General features: G+C 64.3%; 19 protein-coding genes. 11 read left to right on the forward strand and 8 right to left on the reverse strand.

Annotation, left to right across the window (positions count from 1 at the left end):
* Positions 1 to 116 precede the first annotated feature (116 nt).
* A complete protein-coding gene (locus ABIC09_RS24760) occupies positions 117 to 1,229 on the forward strand; it encodes a CaiB/BaiF CoA transferase family protein (RefSeq protein WP_354110895.1) in 1,113 nt (370 codons plus the stop codon).
* Positions 1,230 to 1,357: 128 nt separating this feature from the next.
* On the opposite strand, the gene hppD is transcribed toward ABIC09_RS24760, so the two are convergent.
* Positions 1,358 to 2,476 carry a 4-hydroxyphenylpyruvate dioxygenase gene (gene hppD, locus ABIC09_RS24765; protein ID WP_354110896.1) on the reverse strand — a complete coding sequence of 373 codons (1,119 nt, stop codon included), beginning with the start codon at positions 2,474 to 2,476 and terminating at the stop codon, positions 1,358 to 1,360.
* 121 nt (positions 2,477 to 2,597) lie between these two features.
* Between hppD and ABIC09_RS24770 the strand changes: the two genes are divergently transcribed.
* A complete protein-coding gene (locus ABIC09_RS24770; RefSeq protein WP_354086457.1) occupies positions 2,598 to 3,077 on the forward strand; it encodes an Lrp/AsnC family transcriptional regulator in 480 nt (159 codons plus the stop codon).
* A 74-nt stretch (positions 3,078 to 3,151) separates the two neighbouring features.
* The gene (locus ABIC09_RS24775) at positions 3,152 to 3,463 is read left to right on the forward strand and encodes a DUF1272 domain-containing protein (protein ID WP_354110897.1); all 312 of its coding nucleotides are present in this window, start codon (positions 3,152 to 3,154) and stop codon (positions 3,461 to 3,463) included.
* Between the two features lie 149 nt (positions 3,464 to 3,612).
* On the opposite strand, the gene fahA is transcribed toward ABIC09_RS24775, so the two are convergent.
* The 5 genes from fahA to ABIC09_RS24800 form a co-directional block, all read right to left on the reverse strand.
* Positions 3,613 to 4,884: a fumarylacetoacetase gene (fahA, locus tag ABIC09_RS24780; RefSeq protein ID WP_354110936.1), complete on the reverse strand. Its 1,272-nt coding sequence runs from the start codon at positions 4,882 to 4,884 to the stop codon at positions 3,613 to 3,615.
* Between the two features lie 124 nt (positions 4,885 to 5,008).
* Entirely contained in the window at positions 5,009 to 6,355 is a 1,347-nt protein-coding gene (gene hmgA, locus ABIC09_RS24785; RefSeq protein WP_354110898.1) for a homogentisate 1,2-dioxygenase, read from the reverse strand.
* 2 nt (positions 6,356 to 6,357) lie between these two features.
* Positions 6,358 to 7,314, reverse strand: coding sequence for an MBL fold metallo-hydrolase (locus tag ABIC09_RS24790; RefSeq protein WP_148755862.1), 957 nt, complete (start codon positions 7,312 to 7,314; stop codon positions 6,358 to 6,360).
* Positions 7,315 to 7,336: 22 nt separating this feature from the next.
* Complete coding sequence (locus ABIC09_RS24795; protein ID WP_008137646.1) at positions 7,337 to 7,561, reverse strand: DUF2783 domain-containing protein; 225 nt, start codon at positions 7,559 to 7,561, stop codon at positions 7,337 to 7,339.
* 7 nt (positions 7,562 to 7,568) lie between these two features.
* Positions 7,569 to 9,185, reverse strand: a complete 1,617-nt coding sequence (locus ABIC09_RS24800; RefSeq protein ID WP_354110899.1) for an FAD-dependent oxidoreductase — start codon at positions 9,183 to 9,185, stop codon at positions 7,569 to 7,571.
* A gap of 110 nt (positions 9,186 to 9,295) precedes the next feature.
* On the opposite strand from ABIC09_RS24800, the gene ABIC09_RS24805 reads away from it, so the two are divergent.
* On the forward strand, positions 9,296 to 9,850 hold the full coding sequence (locus tag ABIC09_RS24805; RefSeq protein ID WP_354110900.1) for a MarR family winged helix-turn-helix transcriptional regulator: 555 nt from the start codon (positions 9,296 to 9,298) through the stop codon (positions 9,848 to 9,850).
* Here the strand turns inward: ABIC09_RS24805 and ABIC09_RS24810 are convergent, their stop codons facing one another.
* Positions 9,851 to 10,657 (reverse strand): N-acyl homoserine lactonase family protein, encoded by an 807-nt coding sequence (locus ABIC09_RS24810; RefSeq protein ID WP_354110901.1) that lies wholly within the window; start codon positions 10,655 to 10,657, stop codon positions 9,851 to 9,853.
* A gap of 363 nt (positions 10,658 to 11,020) precedes the next feature.
* Between ABIC09_RS24810 and ABIC09_RS24815 the strand changes: the two genes are divergently transcribed.
* The 6 genes from ABIC09_RS24815 (at position 11,021) to ABIC09_RS24840 (ending at position 18,200) form a co-directional block, all read left to right on the forward strand.
* Positions 11,021 to 12,544, forward strand: coding sequence for a caspase family protein (locus ABIC09_RS24815; protein WP_354110902.1), 1,524 nt, complete (start codon positions 11,021 to 11,023; stop codon positions 12,542 to 12,544).
* 144 nt (positions 12,545 to 12,688) lie between these two features.
* Positions 12,689 to 13,360, forward strand: a complete 672-nt coding sequence (locus tag ABIC09_RS24820) for an OmpA family protein (protein WP_187435409.1) — start codon at positions 12,689 to 12,691, stop codon at positions 13,358 to 13,360.
* A gap of 143 nt (positions 13,361 to 13,503) precedes the next feature.
* Complete coding sequence (locus tag ABIC09_RS24825) at positions 13,504 to 14,433, forward strand: efflux RND transporter periplasmic adaptor subunit (protein WP_354036258.1); 930 nt, start codon at positions 13,504 to 13,506, stop codon at positions 14,431 to 14,433.
* Positions 14,433 to 17,597: an efflux RND transporter permease subunit gene (locus ABIC09_RS24830; RefSeq protein WP_354110903.1), complete on the forward strand. Its 3,165-nt coding sequence runs from the start codon at positions 14,433 to 14,435 to the stop codon at positions 17,595 to 17,597. The genes ABIC09_RS24825 and ABIC09_RS24830 overlap by 1 nt, the downstream gene beginning before the upstream one ends.
* Before the next feature lie 28 nt (positions 17,598 to 17,625).
* A complete protein-coding gene (locus tag ABIC09_RS24835) occupies positions 17,626 to 17,964 on the forward strand; it encodes a DUF6883 domain-containing protein (RefSeq protein ID WP_354110904.1) in 339 nt (112 codons plus the stop codon).
* Positions 17,964 to 18,200 carry a DUF4926 domain-containing protein gene (locus ABIC09_RS24840; protein ID WP_354110905.1) on the forward strand — a complete coding sequence of 79 codons (237 nt, stop codon included), beginning with the start codon at positions 17,964 to 17,966 and terminating at the stop codon, positions 18,198 to 18,200. The genes ABIC09_RS24835 and ABIC09_RS24840 overlap by 1 nt, the downstream gene beginning before the upstream one ends.
* 9 nt (positions 18,201 to 18,209) lie before the next feature.
* Here ABIC09_RS24840 and ABIC09_RS24845 read toward each other — a convergent pair whose 3' ends face one another.
* Positions 18,210 to 18,884, reverse strand: coding sequence for a Crp/Fnr family transcriptional regulator (locus ABIC09_RS24845; protein ID WP_148755872.1), 675 nt, complete (start codon positions 18,882 to 18,884; stop codon positions 18,210 to 18,212).
* Between the two features lie 223 nt (positions 18,885 to 19,107).
* Between ABIC09_RS24845 and ABIC09_RS24850 the strand changes: the two genes are divergently transcribed.
* On the forward strand, positions 19,108 to 21,153 hold the full coding sequence (locus ABIC09_RS24850) for an AsmA family protein (protein ID WP_354110906.1): 2,046 nt from the start codon (positions 19,108 to 19,110) through the stop codon (positions 21,151 to 21,153).
* The last annotated feature ends 36 nt before the right edge of the window (positions 21,154 to 21,189 follow it).

The following is a 21,189-nucleotide window of genomic DNA, read 5'->3' on the forward strand; positions in this document are numbered from 1 at the left end:
CTGGCGTGAAGGCGAGAAAAGTTAATCAGCCAATTAACTCGCCCCAGAGAGGAACGTCCGGCGCGGCTGCCGACCAATCGGCATCCGCCGCCCGCGACCCAAGGAAAACAAAACCCGTGCTCGACAAACCCGCCAAGAACACATCCGTCGGCACTTCAGGCCCGCTCGCGGGCTTCCGCGTCGTCGAATTCGCCGGCATCGGACCCGGCCCGTTCGCCTGCATGATGCTGGCCGACATGGGCGCCGATGTCGTCACGCTCGACCGCGTCGGCGCCAAGAAGAGCCTGAAGTCGGTGGCGGGCCGCGGTCGCAAGGTGATCGAGCTCGACCTCAAGGACAAGGAGTCCATCGCACAGGTGCTCGACCTGCTCGCCAGCGCCGACGCGCTGGTCGAAGGTTTTCGTCCCGGCGTGATGGAACGGCTGGGGCTCGGCCCCGATATCGTGCTCGCGCGCAATCCCAAGCTCGTCTATGGCCGCATGACCGGTTGGGGCCAGGAAGGCCCGCTTGCGAATGCCGCCGGCCACGACATCAACTACATCTCGATCACAGGTGCGCTCGCCGCGATCGGACCTGAGGAAGCGCCGGTGCCGCCGCTCAACCTGGTTGGCGATTTCGGCGGCGGGGCGCTCTATCTGGTCGTCGGCGTACTCGCCGCACTGCTGGAAGCCTCGAGGTCCGGCAAGGGCCAGGTTGTCGACGCCGCGATGTGCGACGGCGCGGCATCGCTGATGTCGTTCTTCTTCGACATGAAAACGCTCGGCCGCTGGACCGAAGGTCGCAACCGGAACTTCCTCGACGGCGGCGCCCACTTCTACGGCGTCTATGAATGCGCCTGCGGCCATTTCGTTTCGATCGGCTCGATCGAGCCGCAGTTCTACGCGCTGCTGCGCGAGCGCGCAGGCCTGCCAGATGCCGATTTCGACGCGCAGATGGATCCCAAGGCCTGGCCCGCGCTGAAGGAGAAGCTGGCTGCCGTGTTCAAGAGCAAGACGCGCGAGGACTGGTGCAAGATCATGGAAGGCAGCGACATCTGCTTCGCGCCGGTGCTGACCATGTCGGAAGCGACCGAGCATCCGCACATGGTCGCGCGAAACGTGTTCGTCGAACGCCACGGCGTGAAGCAGCCCGCACCGGCGCCGCGCTTCTCGCGCACGCCGTCCGTGGTGCGCGAGCCGGAGGGCGCGGAGATCACGGTGGTGATGCAGGCGTGGAAAGCGGCGAAGTAACCCCGTCGCACGATCCTGTAGGGTGGGCAAAGGCGCTCTTGCGCCGTGCCCACCATCTCTCCACGAATCCGGTAGAGGTGGTGGGCACGCTCACGCTTTGCCCACCCTACAGCAGCGCGGCTGACGGCCTAAGCCGCATCCTCCACCTTCAGCACTCCGCGCCGTATCTGATCCTCCTCGATCGACTCGAACAGGGCCTTGAAATTGCCCTCGCCAAAGCCGTCGTCGCCCTTGCGCTCGATGAACTCGAAGAAGATCGGGCCGATCGCATTGGCCGAGAAGATCTGCAGCAGCACCTTGGTCTGGCCGCCGTCGACCACGCCCTCGCCGTCGATGAGAATGCCGTTCTTCTGCAGGCGCGCGACATCCTCGCCATGCCTCGGCAGCCGCGCATCGATGCGCTCGAAATAGGTCTCGGGCGGCGACGGCATGAAGGGCAGGCCCGCGGCGCGTAGACCTTCGATGGCCTGATGGACGTCGCGGCAACCGCACGCGATGTGCTGGATGCCCTCGCCGCGATAGATTTTCAGATACTCCTCGATCTGGCCGGAATCGCCGGCGTCCTCGTTGATCGGAATCCGGATCTTGCCATCGGGGCTCGTCAGCGCGCGCGAGAACAGGCCCGACGCCCGGCCCTCAATGTCGAAGAAACGAATCTGGCGGAAGTTGAACAATTTTTCGTAGAAGCCGGTCCAGACATCCATGCGGCCGCGATGGACGTTGTGGGTGAGGTGATCGAGATAGAACAGGCCCGCACCAACCGGCCGCGGATCGCGTGCGCCCAGCCACTCGAACTCGGCTTCATAGGCCGAACCGTTGGCGCCGTAGCGATCGACGAAATAGAGCAGGCTGCCGCCGATGCCCTTGATCGCGGGCACATCGAGCGTCTTCTGCGCCGATGACACATCGGCAGGCTCCGCACCGAGCGAAACTGCGCGGTCATAGGCAAGCTTCGCATCGACCACGCGGAACGCCATCGACGGCGCGCAGGGGCCGTGCGCGGCAACGAACTCGTAGCCGTGGGTGCCGGGCTCCTCGTTGACGAGATAGTTGATGTCGCCCTGGCGATAGACCGTGATCTTCTTGGTCTTGTGCCGCGCGACGGGCGCATAGCCCATCAGCTTGAACAGGTCATGCAGTTCTTTCGGATTGGGATGCGCATATTCGACGAACTCGAAGCCGTCGGTGCCCATCGGATTGTCGGCGGTGATCGTGGCCGGCGGTGCATCGTGCGGAAACGGACCCATGCTGCTCTCCCAATCTGCTGCTGGGATGAACTATCCTTCACGGGACGCGCAATGAGCGTGCAAATTGAACGCGTTTTGGCTATCGTACGCACGATCCGTGCACAAAATTGACAAATGACGCATGATTCCGCTGGATGCCTTCGACCTCAAGATCCTGGACGCACTCCAGGATGACGGCCGCCTCACCAACCAGGAGCTTGCCGAGCAAGCCGGCCTCTCGGCTTCGCAATGCTCGCGCCGGCGGATGCGGCTGGAGGAAGAGAAGATTATCGCCGGCTATCACGCCGACCTCTCCAGCGAGGCGCTAGGCTTCGGCGTGATCGCCTTCATCCAGGTGGGACTTGCGACCCACTCGCCGGACAATTCAAAACGCTTCCGGGCGCTGGTCAACCGCATCGACGAGATCCAGGAGGCCTATTCGCTCACGGGCGACGCCGACTATGTGCTGAAAGCCGTGCTGCGCGATCTCAAGGGGCTCTCCAACCTCGTCAACGACGTGCTGATGCCGCACCAGAGCGTGGCGCATGTGCGCTCCTCGATCGTGCTGGACCGGCTGAAGGAAAGCTCGAAGCTGCCGCTGAAGGATTTGAAGGCTGGCTGAAATCGAGGGAACTACGCCATTCGCGCCGCGCGCGCGATCTGCGATGATCCCGGCCGGCTTTCGGAGATTCACCCATGGCGCTCCAGCTTCGACCGAACTGCGAATGTTGCGATCGCGACCTGCCGCCTGATGCAACGGATGCGCGGATCTGCTCCTATGAATGCACGTTCTGTGCGGATTGCGTGGAGACAAAGCTCTCCAACGTCTGCCCGAACTGCGGCGGCGGCTTTGCCCCGCGCCCGATCAGGCCGACGCAGGAGTGGCGCCCGGGCGTATGCACGAGCAAGCAGGCGCCGTCCGACAAGCGGGTGCATTTGAAGTACAGCGTGGAGGACGTCGCCGCGCATTGCGCAAGGGTCAAGGACGTGGCGCCGGAGAAGCGGTGAGCTCTCTCCACGTCATTGCGAGGAGCTCGCGACAAAATTGCGAAGCAATTTTGCGCTGATGCGACGAAGCAATCCAGACTGCCGCTGCGGAGAGATTCTGGATTGCTTCGCTGCGCTCGCAATGACGGAGTTTGTCGCGATAACGGAATTCACTCCGCCGGCACAATCGTCCCCTCGACCTCGCCGAACCCGACGCGATAACCATTCCCCTGGCACCAACCGCGCATCACCAGGCTGTCGCCGTCTTCCAGGAACGAGCGTTTGACGCCGCCGGGCAATTCCACTGGCTCGGTGCCGTTCCAGCTGATCTCCAGCAAGCTGCCGCGCTGGTTCTTCTCAGGGCCGGAAATGGTGCCGCTGCCGAGGAGATCGCCGACATTCATCGCGCAGCCAGAGGAGGCGTGATGCATCAGCTGCTGCACCGAGGACCAGTACATATACTTGAAGTTGGTCCGGCTGATGCCGGCAGGCGCATTGGCGCCGGCGCCATGCAAGGAGACGTCGAGCTCCAGATCGTAATTCTGCGGCTTTGCCTGCTTGAGATAATCGAGCGGCTCCGGCTCCTGCGTCGGCCCCTTCAGGCGGAACGGCTCCAGTGCTTCGCGCGTCACCACCCACGGGCTGATCGAGGTCGCGAACGCTTTCGCCAGGAACGGGCCGAGCGGCACATATTCCCATTGCTGGATGTCGCGCGCGCTCCAGTCGTTGAGCAGCACGAAGCCGAAGATCATCTCTTCGGCCTGTTGCTCGGTGAGCATACCGCCCATGGCTGAGGGCTGGCCGACCACGACGCCCATCTCCAGCTCGAAATCGAGCCGCTTGCACGGGCCAAAACTCGGCACTTCCGCATTCGGCGGCTTCAACTGCCCGCGCGGCCGCTTCACCTTGGTGCCCGAGACCACGACGGTGGACGCGCGGCCGTTATAGCCGATCGGCATGTGCAGCCAGTTCGGTTGCAGCGCATTATCCTTGCCGCGGAACATCACGCCGACATTGGTGGCGTGCTCTTTCGACGAATAGAAGTCGGTATAGCCGGAGACCGCGAACGGCAGATGCAGTATCACCTCGCGCATCGGCACCAGCGCCTGCTTGCGCAGCTCCTCATTGTCGCGCAGCTCCGGATGATCGTGGCGCAGCAGCTCGCTGATCCGCGCCCGCGTCCCGGTCCAGACTTTTGGCCCGAGCGCCATGAAGGGATTGAGCGAGGGGCCGGAGAACACGCCGAGCGGACCGACATCGAGCCGCGAGTCCTGCTCGAGCTCCCAGAGATCGAGCACATAGTTGCCGATCGCAACGCCACCGCGCGGCGTCGGATTACGCGCGGTCGAGAACACGCCATAGGGCAGGTTCTGGATCGGGAAGTCGGAGGCGGGGTCGACCTCGATGAAGGAACGGAGGCTGGGATCGTTGGGGTGGGGCACATGAATCTCCGGACTTGAGACCGTCATGGCCGGGCTTGTCCCGGCCATCCACGATCTTTCCTCTGCGCATCAAGACGTGGATGCCCGGGACAAGCCCGGGCATGACGGCGACATAGTTGGACGGTCACGGTCTATTCGGATCGAACCGCTTCTCCAGTCCCTTCCAGCAATCCGCGTAATCGTCCTGCAGCGTCGACGCATTCGCGGCATGCGCTGTCACGCGCTGCGGGTAGCGGGTCTCGAACATGAAGGCCATGGTGCCCGTGAGCTTGACCGGCTTCAGCTCGCCATTGCTGGCGTGCTCGAAGGCGTCGCGATCGGGGCCGTGCGGTAGCATGCAATTGTGCAGGCTGATGCCGCCTGGGACGAAGCCCTGCGGCTTGGCGTCGTAGACGCCGTAGATCAGACCCATGAACTCGCTCATGATGTTCATGTGATACCAGGGCGGACGGAAGGTGTTTTCTGCGACCAGCCAGCGCTCGGGGAAGATGACGAAGTCGATATTCGCGGTGCCCGCGGTCTCCGAGGGCGACGTCAGCACCGTGAAGATCGAGGGATCGGGGTGGTCGAAACCAATCGCGCCGACCGGCGAGAAGGTGCGCAGATCGTATTTGTAGGGCGCGTAATTGCCGTGCCAGGCGACGACGTCGATCGGCGAATGGGCGAGCTGCGTCTTGAACAGCGAGCCGCCCCATTTCACGAACAGCTCGGTCGGCCTGTCCATGTCCTCATAGTGCGCGACCGGCGTCAGGAAGTCCCGCGCGTTCGCAAGACAGTTGGCGCCGATCGGCCCGCGCTCCGGCAGCGTGAAGGCGCCGCCATAGTTTTCGCAGAGATAGCCGCGCGCCGGACCATTTGGAATCTCGACACGGAATTTCACGCCGCGCGGGATCACCACGATCTCGCCGGGCTCGGCGTCGATGCGGCCGAATTCCGTGACGACGCGAAGATTGCCCTGCTGGAGCACGAACATCAACTCGCCATCGGCATTGTAGAAATGCTGGTCCACCATCGACTTGGTGACGAGATAGACATGCGCGGCCATGCCGGCCTGCGTATTGACGTCACCGGCGGTCGTCATGGTCTGCACGCCCTGGAGGAAGGTCATGTCCTCCTTCGGCAGCGGCGCCGGATCCCAGCGCAGTTGCGCGATCGGCAAATCGTTCTCGTGGCACGGCGCCGAGCGCCACAGACCGGCATCGGCCTTCTCGAAGCGACCGGAGTGCTTCACGGAGGGGCGGATGCGATAGAGCCAGGAGCGCTCGTTGGTGCCGCGCGGCGCGGTGAAGGGCGAGCCCGAGAGCTGTTCGGCATAGAGGCCGTAGGCGCAGCGCTGCGGCGAGTTGCGCCCGATCGGCAGCGCGCCAGGCAGCGCTTCGGTCTCAAAACTGTTGCCGAATCCGGACATGTAGCCCGGCGTCACCTGCGCCGAGCTGCGGATGATCTGATCGGGTGAGGTATTGACGTTCATGACTATCCTCCTCCTTGCAGGGCCGCCCACATTTCCTGGTCTCGCTTGTCGGTCCAGATCACGGGATCGTCGATCCCCGATGCTTCGTCATAGGCGCGCGACACATTGAATGGCAGGCAGTGCTCGTAGATGGCAAAACTGTGGAATTTCGGGTCCATCACTTCGCGCGTCGCGGCCATCGATTCCTTCAGCGTCCGCCCCTTGGCGACCGAGACTTCGGCCGCGCCATAGAGCGAGGTGACGAAGTCGCGTGTCATGGCGATGGCCTCGCGCACGGTGGCTGTGCCCTTGAGCGCATCGCCGCGGCCCGGCGCGATCGCCTTGGGATTGAAATTGCGGATCTCGTTCAGCGTCAGCGGCCATTCGCGCAGATGCGCATCACCGCAATAGCAGGCCGAGTGATATTCGATGAGATCGCCGGAGAACATCACCTCGGCATCCGGCACCCAGGCGACGATGTCGCCGGAGGTGTGGCCGGCACCGAGCTGCATCAGCCGCACCTCGCGCTTGCCGAGATAGATCGACATCTCGCCTTCGAAGGTCAGCGTCGGCCAGGTCAGGCCGGGAATGCTTTGGGCATCCTGGAACAGGCGGGGAAAACGGCCATACTCGGAATCCCAATCCTGCTGACCACGTTCCTCGATCAGACGATAAGTCTCCTGCGAGGCGACGATTCCCTGCGCCTTGTAGGCGGAGGCGCCGAGCACGCGCACGGCGTGATAATGCGACAGCACGACATATTTGATCGGCTTGTCGGTGACGGTGCGCACACGCTCGATCACCTTGTTGGCCATTGCGGGCGTCGACTGCGCGTCGAACACGAGGCAGCCGTCGTCGCCGACGATGATCGCCGTGTTCGGATCGCCTTCGGCGGTGAACGCGTAGAGATCGGCGCCGATCTCGGAGAAGGTGATCTTCTTCTCGGAGAGATCGCCGGTGGATGCGAAATTCTTCGCCATCAGTTCATCCTCAAGTCTTGGGTTACTGTTGCTGCTGTTGTTGCTGCTGGCCGTCGATCATGCGGCGTTTCGCCAGCACGAGCGCTTCCCGCAGCACGTCGATATCGCCGATATGGTTGGCGAGGATCAGCACCAGCGCCGCGTCGAAATCCGCGCTCTGCTCGTCGGTGAGGCCGCGATGAGCCTCGACGATGGCGCGAAAGGCATCGTCGGGCCGCGCAAAATTGGAGCTGGTGGAAAGCGGCATATCAACCTCAATTCAGACCTGCTGCTCGCGATAGCGCGGCCGTGATCGCCTCACGCGTCGGATGGCGGAAGCGCGCTGCGACGTAGCCGTCGGGCCTGAGCAGATAAGCGGAGCCCGGCTCGGCATCATAGCGCTTGGCGACGAGGCCCGAGGGATCGGCAAGTCCGCTCTCGCCGCCGATAAGAATATCCTTCACGCCATCGGGTGCATCAATCGCTGCGCCATTGCTGAACGACAGCAAAGTGAAATCAGTTCCATCCTGGCGGAACGCATCGGTCAGATAGGCTTGGCCCGCCACAGGGGCGTCGAGCATGGAACAGCCGGGCCGCGGGCCGGCATCCCACGCGTCGGCATCGGGTGACGACAGCGGCGAGTCATAGCTGCATGGCACCGACAGCCGGCCGCCATTGACCATGCGCTTGGCGAACTCGGTTTCCTTGGCGAGCGACAGCACCGCCTGGCGCAGCCGGGCTTCCTGATGCGAGTTCGGCGCCATGAAATCGGTCGAGCGGGTGGATTCGCGGATATTCTCGTCGGCAGCCCCGCTGCGCTCGACATGGTAGCTTTCGAGCAGGCTTGCGGGCGAGGTGCCGCGCAGCACGCGGTCGAGCTTCCAGGACAGGTTTTCGGCGTCCTCGAGTCCCGAGTTCGCCCCACGCGCGCCGAAGGGCGAGACCTGGTGTGCGGAATCGCCCGCAAAAATCACGCGGCCGTGGATGAAGCGATCCATGCGTCGGCACTGGAATTTGTAGAGCGAGATCCACTCGAACTCGAACTTGTCGTGGCCGAGCATCCGCGCGAGCCGTGGCCGCACGTTCTCAGGCTTCTTCTCGACGACGGGATCGGCATCACGGCTGAGCTGGAGATCGATGCGCCAGACATCGTCGGGCTGCCGGTGCAGCAACGCCGAACGTCCGGCATGAAACGGCGGATCGAACCAGAACCAGCGCTCCGTCGGAAACTCCGCCGTCATCTTGACGTCGGCGATCAGGAACTGATCCTCGAACACCTGTCCGGCGAACTCGGCGCCGACCATCTGCCGCAGCGAGGACCGCGCACCGTCGCAGGCGACGACATATTGCCCATGCAGGCGATAGGCGCCTTCGGGCGTCTCGATCGTCAGCGCAACGGAATCGTTGCGTTGCTCGACCGCCGTCACCTTGTTGCGCCAGCGCAGGTCGATCCCTGGCAGATCGCCGATGCGATCGACCAGATAGGCCTCGGCGTAATATTGCTGGAGATTGATGAAGGCCGGCCGCTTGTGACCGTCCTCGGGCAGCAGGTTGAACTGATAGAGCTGAGACTCGCCGTGAAAGATGCGGCCGACGCTCCACACGACGCCCTTGTCGACCATGCGGTCGGCAACGCCGAGCCGGTCCCAATATTCCAGCGAGCGCTTCGAGAAGCAGATCGCGCGCGAGCCCTCGCCGATGCGGTCGGCATCATCCAGAAGGACGACGCGCTGGCCGCGCTGGGCGAGATCGATCGCCAGCGACAGCCCGACGGGCCCTGCGCCGACGACCACGACCGGATGCTCGGCCGGATTTTGGCCCGGGCGGTCCTGGTCGGAGTGGCGGCGATAGCCGAACTGGGTTTTGGCCTGATGCGTATTGGCGCCTGCCATACACTAACCTCGGCTCTGGTCAGGAGAGGACCGATCTGCTAGATAGTCTCACGTGCAACTATTTTGGACCGGAGCCGGCCGGCCGTCAACTGGAATTCGGAGCGCTCTTCTTGGCGAGGACATCCAGCGACATCGCGTTGAAGACACGGCAAGCCGACGAGGCTTCATCGCGGCCCAAGGCGCGACCCAAGTCGCGGCTCGATCTGTTCAGATTCGTGCCGTTCCGCCTCAACCGGCTGGCAGCGGAGGTCAGTTCCGCGCTCGCGGTCGAATATCAGGAACGTCACGGCCTCGACATTCCGGCCTGGCGCGTGATGGCCACGCTCGGCTTCCGCAACGATGCCTGTAGCGCGCAGTACATCTCCCAATGCACCCGCACGCACAAATCCACCATCAGCCGCGCGGTGACGGCGCTGCTGCGTGACGGCCTGATCGAGCGGGTCGAGAACGAAGCCGACCGCCGCGAATTCCGCCTGCAGCTGACGAAGAAGGGCCGCGCGCTTTACGAGGAGCTGTTCCCGCAATTGCTGCTGCGGGAAGACGAGATCCTCGCCTGCCTGTCCGCGCAGGAGCGCAAGCAGCTCTCCGCGCTGCTCGGCAAGATCGAGGATAGCCTCGACCTGATCCAGACCAGCGAAGAGGCCGACGCCAAGCAGGCGTATTAATCACTTCGCAAACGACCGCGTCGGCGGCAAATGCAGCGCCCAGGCGTCGACCTTGTCGCTCGCACGCGGATAGATCTCGGTCACGATCGGATCGTGCCCGGGAATATAGCGATCGGGATGGCCGGCGAGACGTTCGATCGTCTCCCAGCCCACCGCCATGTCGCCGACATTGTAGACGATCGGGAACGGGCTACGGCGCTGCAGATTGGCGTAGTAATGCGCAGCGTCGGACGCCAGCACCACCGGACCGCGCGCGGTCTCGGCCTTGACCACCTGCAAGCCGTCGGAATGGCCGCCGACACGGTGCACGGTGACACCAGGCGCGACCTCGCCGTCGCCGGAATAGAAATGGACGCGCTCGCGATAGACATGGCGCACCATCTGGGTGACGTGCTCGACCGAGAATGGATGTCGCAGCAGTCCGTTGCACATGCAGCGGCCGGTGGCGTAAGCCATCTCGCGCTCCTGGAGATGGAAGCGCGCGTTCGGGAAGCGGTCGAGATTGCCGGCGTGATCGTAATGCAGATGCGTCACAATAATGTCGCGAATGCTCGATGCGGCAACGCCAAAACGCTCCAGCGCATCGACCGGATTGAGCGTCAGCTTGCGCGCGCGCGAGGTCGCCTCCTCGGCATTGAAGCCGGTATCGACCAGAATATCGCGGCCCTGCCCTCGGATCAGCCAAACGAAGTAGTCGAGATCCTGCGCGGCGCTATCATGCGGGTCGGGCGCCAGAAAATTCATGCTGGGGGTGCGCGGCGACATGGTCGCATAACGCAGAGCATAGATCTCGTAGGCGTTTCCCATGACTTTGATCCCGGCTTTTGCTTTTTCTGAATGGACCTGCCGCGCACCAAGCCATTGCCCGCAGCAAAGGTCAAACGTCTGCGGCGGACGCAGGGCGCAATGTGAGACCAATCACATTTTGGTCGCGAGTACCGGCCTAACATGACAGCAGGAACCCTGAACGAGAATGCGTCGAGTAGAGCCGTGACCGCCGACTTATTCCCCTCGCCGCCGGCCCGTGCATCGCGGTCAATTGTCGCGATAGTGCCGAATCTCCAAGCGGTTGACGCCCCGACTCCCCGGTTTGATAATGCACATTGCGTAAGTTAAGGTCGCCGCGGCGCAAGCTGGTAACGGCGCCTTTTTGGCTGGACCGCGCTGATTATGAAAATTCGCCTGCTTTTTCTTCTGCCATTGCTTGTCTCGCTCATCCCGACCGCCCCGTCGCACGCGGCCGGCGACCGCTACGCGCTGGTCATCGGCAATGCCAAATATCCGGACGCGGACACTCCGCTGAAGGAGCCGATCAACGACAGCCGCGATGTCGCCGACGAGCTCAAGCGCGACGGCTTTTCGGTCGAGGTCGGCGAAAACCTGACCGGCGACGGCATGCGCCGCGCCTTCGACAAGCTCTATGGCAAGATCAAGCCGGGCTCGGTGGCGCTGATCTTCTACAGCGGGTTCGGCATCCAGTCGGCACGCCAGAGCTACATGATCCCGGTCGACGCACAGATCTGGACCGAGTCCGACGTCCGTCGCGACGGTTTCAGCATCGAAGCGATCCTGGGCGAGCTCAACACCCGTGGCGCCGGCGTCAAGATCGCGCTGATCGATGCCAGCAGGCGCAACCCGTTCGAACGGCGGTTCCGCAGCTTTTCAGCGGGTCTGACCCCGGTCATCGCGCCGAACGGCACGCTGGTGATGTATTCGGCGGCGCTGGCGTCCGTGGTGTCGGACGCCGGAGGTGATCACAGCCTCTTTGTTCAGGAACTGCTCAAGGAAGTCCGCGTCCCCGACCTGATGGCGGAGGAGACGCTGAACCGCACCAAGATGGGCGTCACCCGCGCCTCGCGCGGCGAGCAGGTGCCGTGGATCTCGTCCTCGCTCGCCGAGGATTTCTCGTTCATTCCGGGGGCCGCGGGATCGCGCCCGACGGCGGCGACCCCGCCACCGGCGCCTCCCGCACCGCCGCCGGCTGCGGTCGCCAACAACCCGCCTCCGGCTCCGCCCGCCCCGCCAGCACCACCTGTGGCTGCGAACAATCCGCCGGCGCCGCCTGCATCTCCGTCACCGCCGCCGGCACCGAAGCCGCAGGTTGAGGCCGCGCTGCCTCCGCCGCAAGCGCCGGTCAAACCGGCCGAGCCAGCTCCGGCGCCGAACGCGGATGGCGGGCCGAGCGCGGCCGTGCTGGCTGAGGATCCCACCATCAAGGGCCTGACGGCCAAGATCGCCACCAATCCGGACGACGTGAATGCGCTGTACCGGCGCGGCCAGGTCTATGCCAGCAAAGGGGCCTACAGCCTCGCCATCAGGGATTTTGACGACACGCTCCGGATCAATGCGAAGGACGTCGAGGCGCTGAACAACCGCTGCTGGACCCGTGCCGTGGTCGGCGACCTCCAGGCCGCGCTGAAGGATTGCAACGAGGCGCTGCGGCTACGGCCGAATTTCGTCGATGCGCTGGACAGCCGGGGGCTGGTGAACCTCAAATCCGGAGCGGTGAAGAATGCCATCGCCGATTTCGACGCCGCACTGAAGATCAACCCGCGGCTGACCTCCTCACTCTTTGGACGGGGGATCGCCAAGCAGCGCAACGGCTCGGCCCAGGAAGGCGCGCTCGACCTCGCCAATGCCAAGGCGATGGATCCGAACATCGCGCAGGAATTCGCAAGTTACGGAGTGCGTTGATATTTTTTGATTTGAGGCCAGCGGCGCCTCGAACCCGTGGCGGCCCGGCAAAGACTAACCGAACGGACGCCGCAGGCGGCCTTGCCGTGGGGGCCATTTGCAGGAATTTTGGAACCGCGCGGGCTCGCGCTGGAGGGACTGGCAATGAGATTGGCTGCAAAGGGACTGACCGCAATCCTCTCCGTCATTACCATCGGCGCCGCGCTGTCGCTGACACTCCCGCCCGCCTTCGCCGGCGACGACGGCAACAGCAAGAACGTTACCGAGGACGAGATCGTCCGCGCGCTGGCGCCGCCGCCGAAGAAGCCCCTGACCCGCGGCCTCTCGATTGCCCCGCAGGCCGATCCGGCGCCGAACCCGGCGGAAACCAAGCTGATCCAGTCCGTCCGCGGCCGCGCCACGCGCTCGCTGTCGTCGACCGAGCGTGAGGAAATCGCCTCCGCCGCCAAGGACAAGCCGAATATCGATCTCGAAATCACCTTCGACTACAACTCGGCCGACATCAGCACCAAGTCGCTGCCTTCGGTGCAGGCGCTGGGCCGCGCGCTGACCAGCCCCGACCTGAAGGGCTCGACCTTCGTGGTCGCCGGCCACACCGACGCCGCCGGCGGCGAGGGCTACAATCAGGAGCTGTCGGAACGCCGCGCGGATTCGATCAAGCGCTACCTTGTCGAGAAGTACAGCATCGCAGCAGCCGACCTCGTCACCGTCGGCTACGGCAAGAGCAAGCTGAAGGATCCGAGCCAGCCGATGGCCGAGGTGAACCGCCGCGTGCAGGTCGTGAACATGGAAAACAAGACTACCGCATCGAAGTGACCACGACGTAATCCGTTGAAGTGACAAGTCGTGATGTGGTGTAACGTCTTGCTCCCGGCGCGCGTCCCGCAGCCCTGCGGGACGCCGCTTCGTTTAAGGGAAACGTTCCCAGCAACCCCGAGCCAGGCCAGGATGATCCGGCGATGAACATCTCCGAATATATCAAGCCTGCGGGAACCGTGGCGTTTATCGTTGCGCTCGGCGTCGGCTATTACTGGTTCGAGCATCGGCATCGCCCCGAGGCGAAGGAGACGCCGGGCGAGGCGCTCGTCATCGTGACGAAGTCGACCAATGCCTGCTTCTCCGATCTGGTACGCGTCACCGGCTTCTTCGTGCCGAGGCGCGAGGCCGTGGTCATGGCGGACCAGGAAGGATCGAAGGTCACCGACCTCTTCGTCACTGAAGGCGCTGTCGTCACCGACAACCAGGAGCTGGCACGCCTGACAGCGCCGCCGCAGATCCCGGGCCAGCCGCAAAGGCCGGGCCCGCAGGGTCCGATCTCGCTGAAGGCGCCCGCGCCAGGTCTCATCACGGAAGTGCGGACCATTGTCGGCGCGCCGGCCTCGCCTCAGGCGGGACCGATGTTCCGCATCGCCGTGAACAACGAGATCGAGCTGGATGCACAGGTTCCGGCCGTGCACATGCCAAAACTCAGCCCCGGTGCGACGGTGCGGATCAGCCGGGACGACGCCGCCGATCTGATCGGCCGGGTCCGGCTGGTTGCTCCCGAGATCGACCGCGCCACGCAGCTCGGCCGCGTCCGCATCAGCGTCACCAACAATCCGTCGCTGAAGGTCGGCGTGTTTGCCCGTGCCTCGATCGACGCCAAGCGAAGCTGCGGCGTCGCGGTTCCCAAGACGGCGATAGACCATCTCACCGTGCAGGTGGTCAAAGGCAACACCATCGAGACACGCCGGGTGCGCGTCGGGCTAACATCCGACAGCCAAACCGAAATCCTTGAAGGGGTCGACGTCGGCGAAATCGTCGTGGCCGATGCCGGCTCTTCGCTCCATGACGGCGACCAGATCAAGACCATGTTCGCCGATGAACTCGATCGCACGCGGGTACGCTGATGGCTCTCAATATCTCGGCATGGTCGATCCGCAATCCGCTGCCGTCGGTGGTCTTCTCGATCATCCTGCTGATCCTCGGCTGGACGTCCTTCACCAAGCTCGCGATCACGCGACTGCCCTCTGCCGACATTCCCGTGATCTCGGTCGCGGTGGCGCAGTTCGGCGCCGCGCCCGCGGAGCTCGAATCCCAGGTCACCAAGACGGTTGAAGACGCCGTCTCCGGCGTCGAGGGCGTGCGGCACATCACCTCCTCGATCACCGACGGCGTGTCGGTCACCACCATCCAGTTCGCGCTTGAGACCAATACCGACCGCGCACTCAATGACGTCAAGGACGCGGTGACGCGCGTGCGCTCGAACCTGCCGCAGAACGTCACCGAGCCGCTGATCCAGCGCGTCGACGTGATCGGCCTGCCGATCGTCACCTATGCCGCGATCTCGCCCGGCAAGACGCCCGAGCAGCTCTCCTATTTCGTCGACGACGTGGTCAAGCGCGCGCTACAAGGCGTGCGCGGCGTCGCCCAGGTCGAGCGCATCGGCGGCGTCGAGCGCGAGATCCTGGTCTCGCTCGATCCCGATCGCCTGCAGGCGATGGGGCTGACCGCCGTCAATGTCAGCCAGAGCCTGCGCGGTACCAATGTCGACGTCGCCGGCGGCCGCGCCGAAATCGGCAAGAACGACCAGGCGATCCGGACCCTGGCCGGCGCCAAGACGCTCAGCGACCTTGCCGGCACCATGGTCCCGCTGTTCGGCGGCGGCGAGGTCCGGCTGGACGATCTCGGCACCGTCACCGACACCATCGCCGACCGCCGCACCTTCGCCCGCTTCAACGGCGAGCCGGTGGTCGCGCTCGGCATCAAGCGTTCCAAGGGTGCTAGCGACGTGAAGGTCGCCGAAGCCGTGCAGAAGCGCATTGACGCGCTCAAGGCGGCCTATCCCGATGTCGACCTCAAGTTGATCGACACCTCCGTCGAATACACCAACGGCAACTACGAGGCGGCGATCTCGACCCTGTTCGAGGGCGCCATCCTCGCCGTGGTCATCGTGCTGTTGTTCCTGCGCGACCTGCGCGCCACCATCATTGCCGCGGTCTCGCTGCCGCTGTCGATCTTCCCAGCGTTCTGGGCGATGGACATCCTCGGCTTCTCCCTCAACCTCGTCAGCTTCCTCGCCATCACGCTATCGACAGGTATTCTGGTCGACGATGCCATCGTCGAGATCGAGAACATCGTACGGCACATGAACATGGGCAAATCGCCCTATCGAGCAGCACTGGAAGCCGCCGACGAGATCGGCCTCGCCGTGATCGCGATCTCGCTGACCATCATCGCGATCTTCGCGCCCGCGAGCTTCATGTCGGGCATCGCCGGACAGTTCTTCAAGCAGTTCGGCATCACGGTCTCGGTACAGGTGTTCTTCTCGCTGCTCGCGGCGCGCTTCGTGACGCCCATGCTGGCGGCCTACTTCCTCAAGCATGGCAATCATGAAGAGCCGCCGCCCGGCCGCATCCTGCGGACCTATCACGGCCTCGTATCGTGGTCGGTGAAGCACTATTTCATCACGGTGCTGATCGGCTTCGGCATCTTCGCGGCCTCGATCTGGAGCATCACGCTGCTGCCGCAGGGCTTCCTGCCGGCGCAGGACAGCGCCCGCTCGCTGCTCGCCCTCGAACTGCCGCCGGGCACGCAGCTCGCCTACACCGAAAAGGTCACCGAGGACATCGTCGCACGCCTGCGCAAGCGGGCCGAGGTGAAGAGCATCTTCGTCGACGGCGGGCGCGTCCCGCCGGGCACCCAGGAAGTCCGGCGCGCTGCGCTGATCATCAATTACACGCCCAAGAACGACCGCAACATCACCCAGCGCGAGCTTGAATTCTCGATCAGCCAGGAGCTGGAGAACGTTCCCGATATCCGCTTCTGGTTCCTGGACGAGAACGGCCTGCGCGCAATCTCTCTGGTCGTGACCGGCGTCGATGCCAACATCGTCAACAACGTCGCCAGCGAGCTCGCGACGCAAATGAAGCGGATTCCGACCATCGCCAACGTGATCTCGGAGACCTCGCTGGAGCGTCCCGAACTGCGTATCGAGCCGCGCGCCGATCTCGCCGCACGGCTCGGCGTCTCGACCGAAAGCCTGTCGCAGACCATCCGTGTCGCGACCATTGGCGACGTCGGCCCGGCGCTTGCCAAGTTCGACGTCGGCGACCGCCTGGTCCCGATCCGGGTGCAGCTCGAGGACGCCGCGCGCGGCAATCTCAAGACACTGGAGCAGCTGCGCGTGCCGCTCGGCGAGCACGGCGAGAAGGGTGGCGTTCCGCTCTCGGTCATCGCCGACGTCAAGCTCGACCAGGGTCCGACCAGCATCAACCGCTACGACCGCGAGCGACAGGCCACCGTCGCCGCCGACCTCGTCGGCTCAGCGGCGCTCGGCGATGCCACCAAGAAGATCTACGACCTGCCTGTCATGAAGAGCCTCCCGAAGGGAGTGAAGGTCTCACCCTCCGGCGACGCCGAAAGCCTCAACGAGCTGTCCGACGGCTTTGCCACCGCGATCACGGCCGGCCTGATGATGGTCTATGCGGTGCTGGTGCTGCTGTTCGGCACCTTCCTGCAGCCGATCACCATTCTGTTCTCGCTACCGCTCTCGATCGGCGGCGCGATTGCGGCACTGCTCGTCACCGGCAAGCAGCTCACCACGCCGGTGTGGATCGGCATCCTGATGCTGATGGGCATCGTCACCAAGAACGCGATCATGCTGGTGGAGTTCGCGATCGAGGCGATCCGCGACGGCAAGCCGCGCGACGAGGCGATGATCGACGCCGGCATGAAGCGCGCCCGCCCGATCGTGATGACCACGATCGCGATGGCCGCAGGCATGATGCCGAGCGCACTCGCGGTCGGCGCCGGCGGCGAATTCCGCTCACCGATGGCGCTCGCGGTGATCGGCGGCCTGATCTTCTCCACCATCCTGTCGCTGGTGTTCGTGCCCGCGATGTTCATGGTGATGGACGACCTCGGCGCCCTGATCTGGCGCTTCGGCAAGCGGCTGATCGTGCACAGCGAGGACGCGGAGACCGTCGATCATCATGCGGTCCCGCCCTCCGGCGCGGCGCCCGGAGAGGCGGCATCGGTGCCGAAGGGCGTCGTGCATCCTGCGGCGGAGTGAGATTGAACGGGAGCGAGATGAAGTTGCCATGACGTTGCGCATTCCGAATGGCAAGAACGCTACTATCGACATTCGGAAGATCGACGGTTACTGCCTAAATCCCTTGCATCCGCGCGGCCGACATAAAGCGAGGGTTTTCAGCGACGCGCTCGGTCTCCAACAGGAAGATGCACCCTGGCTTCGCGATGCGCTGCTTGATGCTGCACTTTCGGGCGATGCGTCCCAGATTGCGACAGATCGTTGGGGCAGTCACTGGCGCATGGACGTGCTACTCAGGCGACATCGGAAGCAGGCTGTGGTAAGAACGGTTTGGATCATACGGGCCGGTGACGACCGGCCGACATTCGTCACCTGTTGGGTGCTATGATGAGCGCAGTAAGCGGTAAGAAAAATCGAACGCCGACGGTGCTGGACGTCGTTGCATTGCTGACTAACCTCCCGGAGAACCGGTTGGCGCGAGGAAACGTCGGCACAATCGTCGAAGAGCTCGACAACGAGACGGTGCTCGTCGAATTCAGCGGCGATGATGGACGACCATACGCGGTCGCTCCTTGCCAGCGATCAGAGCTTCTAACTTTACATTATGTGCCGGAAGCAGCCTAGCTGCGGTCCCTACTCGTTCCGCGCGATCGCCGTCAGCTTGGTCATGTTCCGCAGCAGGATGCGGCCGCGCTGGAGGTCCAGGATCGCTTCCTTGCGCCAAGCCTGAAGCTGGCGGTTGACGCTCTCGCGGGCGGCGCCGACGAAGACGCCGAGCTGCTCCTGCGAGATGTGCACCTCGGAACCGAAATCCGCGGCGAGCGCGCAGAGCCGCCGCGCCAGCCGCACCGGCAGCGGCTGCAACATGGATTCCTCCATTCGCTCGCTCTGCCAGCGGATGCGCTGGCACAACAGCGCGATGATCTTGATCGCGACCTTCGGCTCGCGCTCGAGGAAGGCGAGGAAGTCTTCGCGCCGCAGCACGAACAATTCGCTCACCTCGCCGGCGGCCGCGTCCGCGGTGCGGCTCTGGCCGTCGAGCACCGCGACCTCGCCGAACAGGTCGCCCGGGCCCATGAAATTCAGCGTCAGCCGGCTGCCGTCGGAGGCGCCGGTCTCGATGCGGACCTGGCCGCGGCGCACCCCGAACAGCGCGTCACCGGGGTCGCCCTTCTGGAACAGCACCTCGCCATTCGCCAGATGCTGGGTGTGGCAGAGATGGGACAACCGCTGGAGTTCGTCCGTCCCGAGATCGGCGAACATGGCATTCATTTTCAGAATGACCGCAAATTCGGCCTGCTTGCTCATTTCAACGTCCTTGTGAATTTCTTTGGCAAATCGCTTGGAAGCATCGGCGTCAGAATCGCGTAAAACCGCGTTGGGCAAGTGTGTCATAAGTCACATAACTTTGCAGCACCTCCCGATTATTTTTAGCCGCTTGGAGCGGCTTCCCGTCCCGGGATAAACTCAGGCGTAAAGGGCGGGCAATCTGCCGGTTTCGGCGCCACTCGTCCGTCGTTGGAAAGTCGACATGAGAGCAGTGAAATTCGCCGGCGCAGCTTTGGCCGCAATCGTCATCGTGATCGCACTCCTGCTGGTGATCGGGATCCCCTCCGGCTTCCTGACCGCGACGATTGCCTCGCGCGTCGAGCAGGCGAGCGGCTATCGCCTGTCGATCGACGGCACCACCAGGATCAGCCTGTGGCCGACGCTGAACATCACGCTGAACGACCTCACGCTCCAGGACCCCAAGGACCGCAGCGGCATCACGCGCGTGACGATCGACAGCGTGCAGGCCGACATGTCGCTCGCAAGCGTGTGGTCGGGTCGCCCTGACATCAGCGAGATCGTCGTCACCCATCCGGTGCTGTACCAGCCGCTGCTGCGCGAGCGCCTGCCGAATGCCGATGCGTCGCAAAAGCCGCTTGCGCTCGACATGGACGGCGCGAGCATCGACCGTGTCAGGATCGTCGACGGCGAAGTCGCATTCGCGCGCGCGCGCGATCGGGTCGACGGCCGTATCAGCGCGATCAATGCCGACGCCGTCATGGGCCGCGACCGCAAGGTCAACGTCGCCGGCACCGCGCGCGTCGGCGAGCACCCGACCAAGTTCGACATCAAGGCCACCACACCGGCACCGCCGATCGAGCGGCAGACCATGCCGGTGGATTTCGCCATCGATATGCCTGACGTGCTGAAGTCCCAGCTCGCCGGCCATGCCGAGCTGCGGCTCAACGGTGCGATCGTGATGGTCAACGGCGTCAATGGCACGTTCGGCGATGGCGCCTTCAACGGCTGGGCCTCGGTCGACATCGCCAGCAAGCCGCTGGTGAAGGTCGATCTCGACTTCCAGCGGCTGGCGATCCCGCTGTCGAAATCGCCTGATGGCGCGGCCGGGCAGCCCTGGAGCGATGCGCCGATCGACGTGTCCGGGCTCAACTATGTCGACGCGCAGATCAGGATCTCGGCCAACGAAGCCGTCATCGGCGACGCCCATCTTGCGCCCCTGGCGCTCGATGCAAAGCTCGCCGGCGGCATCTTGAAGCTCGGCACCGCCAATCTCGGCGCCTATGGCGGACAGGTTTCGGGCGAGGTAATCCTCGATGCGACCAGCGGCGCGCCGAGTTTTGCGATGCATTCCGACCTCGTCGGCGTGCGCGCGCTGCCGCTGCTGCAGGGCCTCGCTGAGTTCGACCGGATCGACGGTAAGATGCAAGCCAAGCTGGCTCTGCGCAGCGCCGGCACCAGCCAGCACGCGCTGATGACGAACATGCAGGGCACGGCCTTCGTCAGTTTCCAGGACGGCGCCATCCGCGGCATCAATGTCGCGCAGATGATCCGTTCGCTGACGTCGGGCACGCTCTCGGGCTGGCAGGACAGTGAGGCACAGAGCACCGACCTGTCGCAGCTCTCTGCCTCGTTCCGCATCGACAAGGGCCAGGCGGTGACGACCGACCTCAACCTGATCGGGCCACTGGTGCGCGTCACCGGCACCGGCACCATTGCGCTCGACACCAAGATGATGGGCTTTCGCGTCGAGCCGAAGCTGGTGATGACGACCGAAGGCCAGGGCCGCGCCTCCGATCCCATCGGCTTCGGCATTCCCGTGATGATCACCGGCGCGTGGTCGCAGCCGCGGATCTATCCTGACATGGCGGGCGTGCTCGACAATCCGGATGCCGCTTACGCCAAGCTGCGCGAGATGGGCAAGGGCCTGTTCGGACCCGATGGCGCCGGGCTCGGCAACATCCTGAACAGTTTTGGCCTCGGCGGCGCCGCTGCGCCGGGTGGCGGCAATACGGCCGGCAATGCCAACCCGCAGACGCAGCAGCAAGGGCAAGGACAGGGGCAGAACAATCTGCTCGGCGGCCAGCTCGGAGAGGCGATCGGCAATCTGATCCAGCAGGGGCTCTCGGGCGGCGCCGGAAACGGCGCCGGCCGAAGCCGCAGCCTGCCCGGCGGATCGGCCACACCGGCACCCCAGGCTTCGCCGGCCCCTCCGACCCAGGACCCGCCCGAGGCGCAGCAGGACAGCCAGCCGATGAACGACGTGATGCGGCAGCTGTTTAATCGGTGATTGCGCCACACCCGCCCTTGACCGCCCCCTTGCCGG

Origin of the sequence: Bradyrhizobium sp. S3.12.5 (assembly GCF_040548225.1) — a bacterium.
Taxonomy (GTDB): domain Bacteria; phylum Pseudomonadota; class Alphaproteobacteria; order Rhizobiales; family Xanthobacteraceae; genus Bradyrhizobium; species Bradyrhizobium cytisi.

Bases quoted from the DNA above. Each gene is read 5' to 3' on its own strand.
- hppD (WP_354110896.1), bottom strand. From the start codon at position 2,476: ATGGGTCCGTTTCCGCACGATGCACCGCCGGCCACGATCACCGCCGAC.
- ABIC09_RS24770 (WP_354086457.1), top strand. From the start codon at position 2,598: ATGATTCCGCTGGATGCCTTCGACCTCAAGATCCTGGACGCACTCCAG.
- ABIC09_RS24775 (WP_354110897.1), top strand. From the start codon at position 3,152: ATGGCGCTCCAGCTTCGACCGAACTGCGAATGTTGCGATCGCGACCTG.
- hmgA (WP_354110898.1), bottom strand. From the start codon at position 6,355: ATGAACGTCAATACCTCACCCGATCAGATCATCCGCAGCTCGGCGCAG.
- ABIC09_RS24790 (WP_148755862.1), bottom strand. From the start codon at position 7,314: ATGGCGAAGAATTTCGCATCCACCGGCGATCTCTCCGAGAAGAAGATC.
- ABIC09_RS24795 (WP_008137646.1), bottom strand. From the start codon at position 7,561: ATGCCGCTTTCCACCAGCTCCAATTTTGCGCGGCCCGACGATGCCTTT.
- ABIC09_RS24800 (WP_354110899.1), bottom strand. From the start codon at position 9,185: ATGGCAGGCGCCAATACGCATCAGGCCAAAACCCAGTTCGGCTATCGC.
- ABIC09_RS24810 (WP_354110901.1), bottom strand. From the start codon at position 10,657: ATGGGAAACGCCTACGAGATCTATGCTCTGCGTTATGCGACCATGTCG.
- ABIC09_RS24815 (WP_354110902.1), top strand. From the start codon at position 11,021: ATGAAAATTCGCCTGCTTTTTCTTCTGCCATTGCTTGTCTCGCTCATC.
- ABIC09_RS24820 (WP_187435409.1), top strand. From the start codon at position 12,689: ATGAGATTGGCTGCAAAGGGACTGACCGCAATCCTCTCCGTCATTACC.
- ABIC09_RS24825 (WP_354036258.1), top strand. From the start codon at position 13,504: ATGAACATCTCCGAATATATCAAGCCTGCGGGAACCGTGGCGTTTATC.
- ABIC09_RS24830 (WP_354110903.1), top strand. From the start codon at position 14,433: ATGGCTCTCAATATCTCGGCATGGTCGATCCGCAATCCGCTGCCGTCG.
- ABIC09_RS24835 (WP_354110904.1), top strand. From the start codon at position 17,626: ATGACGTTGCGCATTCCGAATGGCAAGAACGCTACTATCGACATTCGG.
- ABIC09_RS24840 (WP_354110905.1), top strand. From the start codon at position 17,964: ATGAGCGCAGTAAGCGGTAAGAAAAATCGAACGCCGACGGTGCTGGAC.
- ABIC09_RS24845 (WP_148755872.1), bottom strand. From the start codon at position 18,884: ATGAGCAAGCAGGCCGAATTTGCGGTCATTCTGAAAATGAATGCCATG.
- ABIC09_RS24850 (WP_354110906.1), top strand. From the start codon at position 19,108: ATGAGAGCAGTGAAATTCGCCGGCGCAGCTTTGGCCGCAATCGTCATC.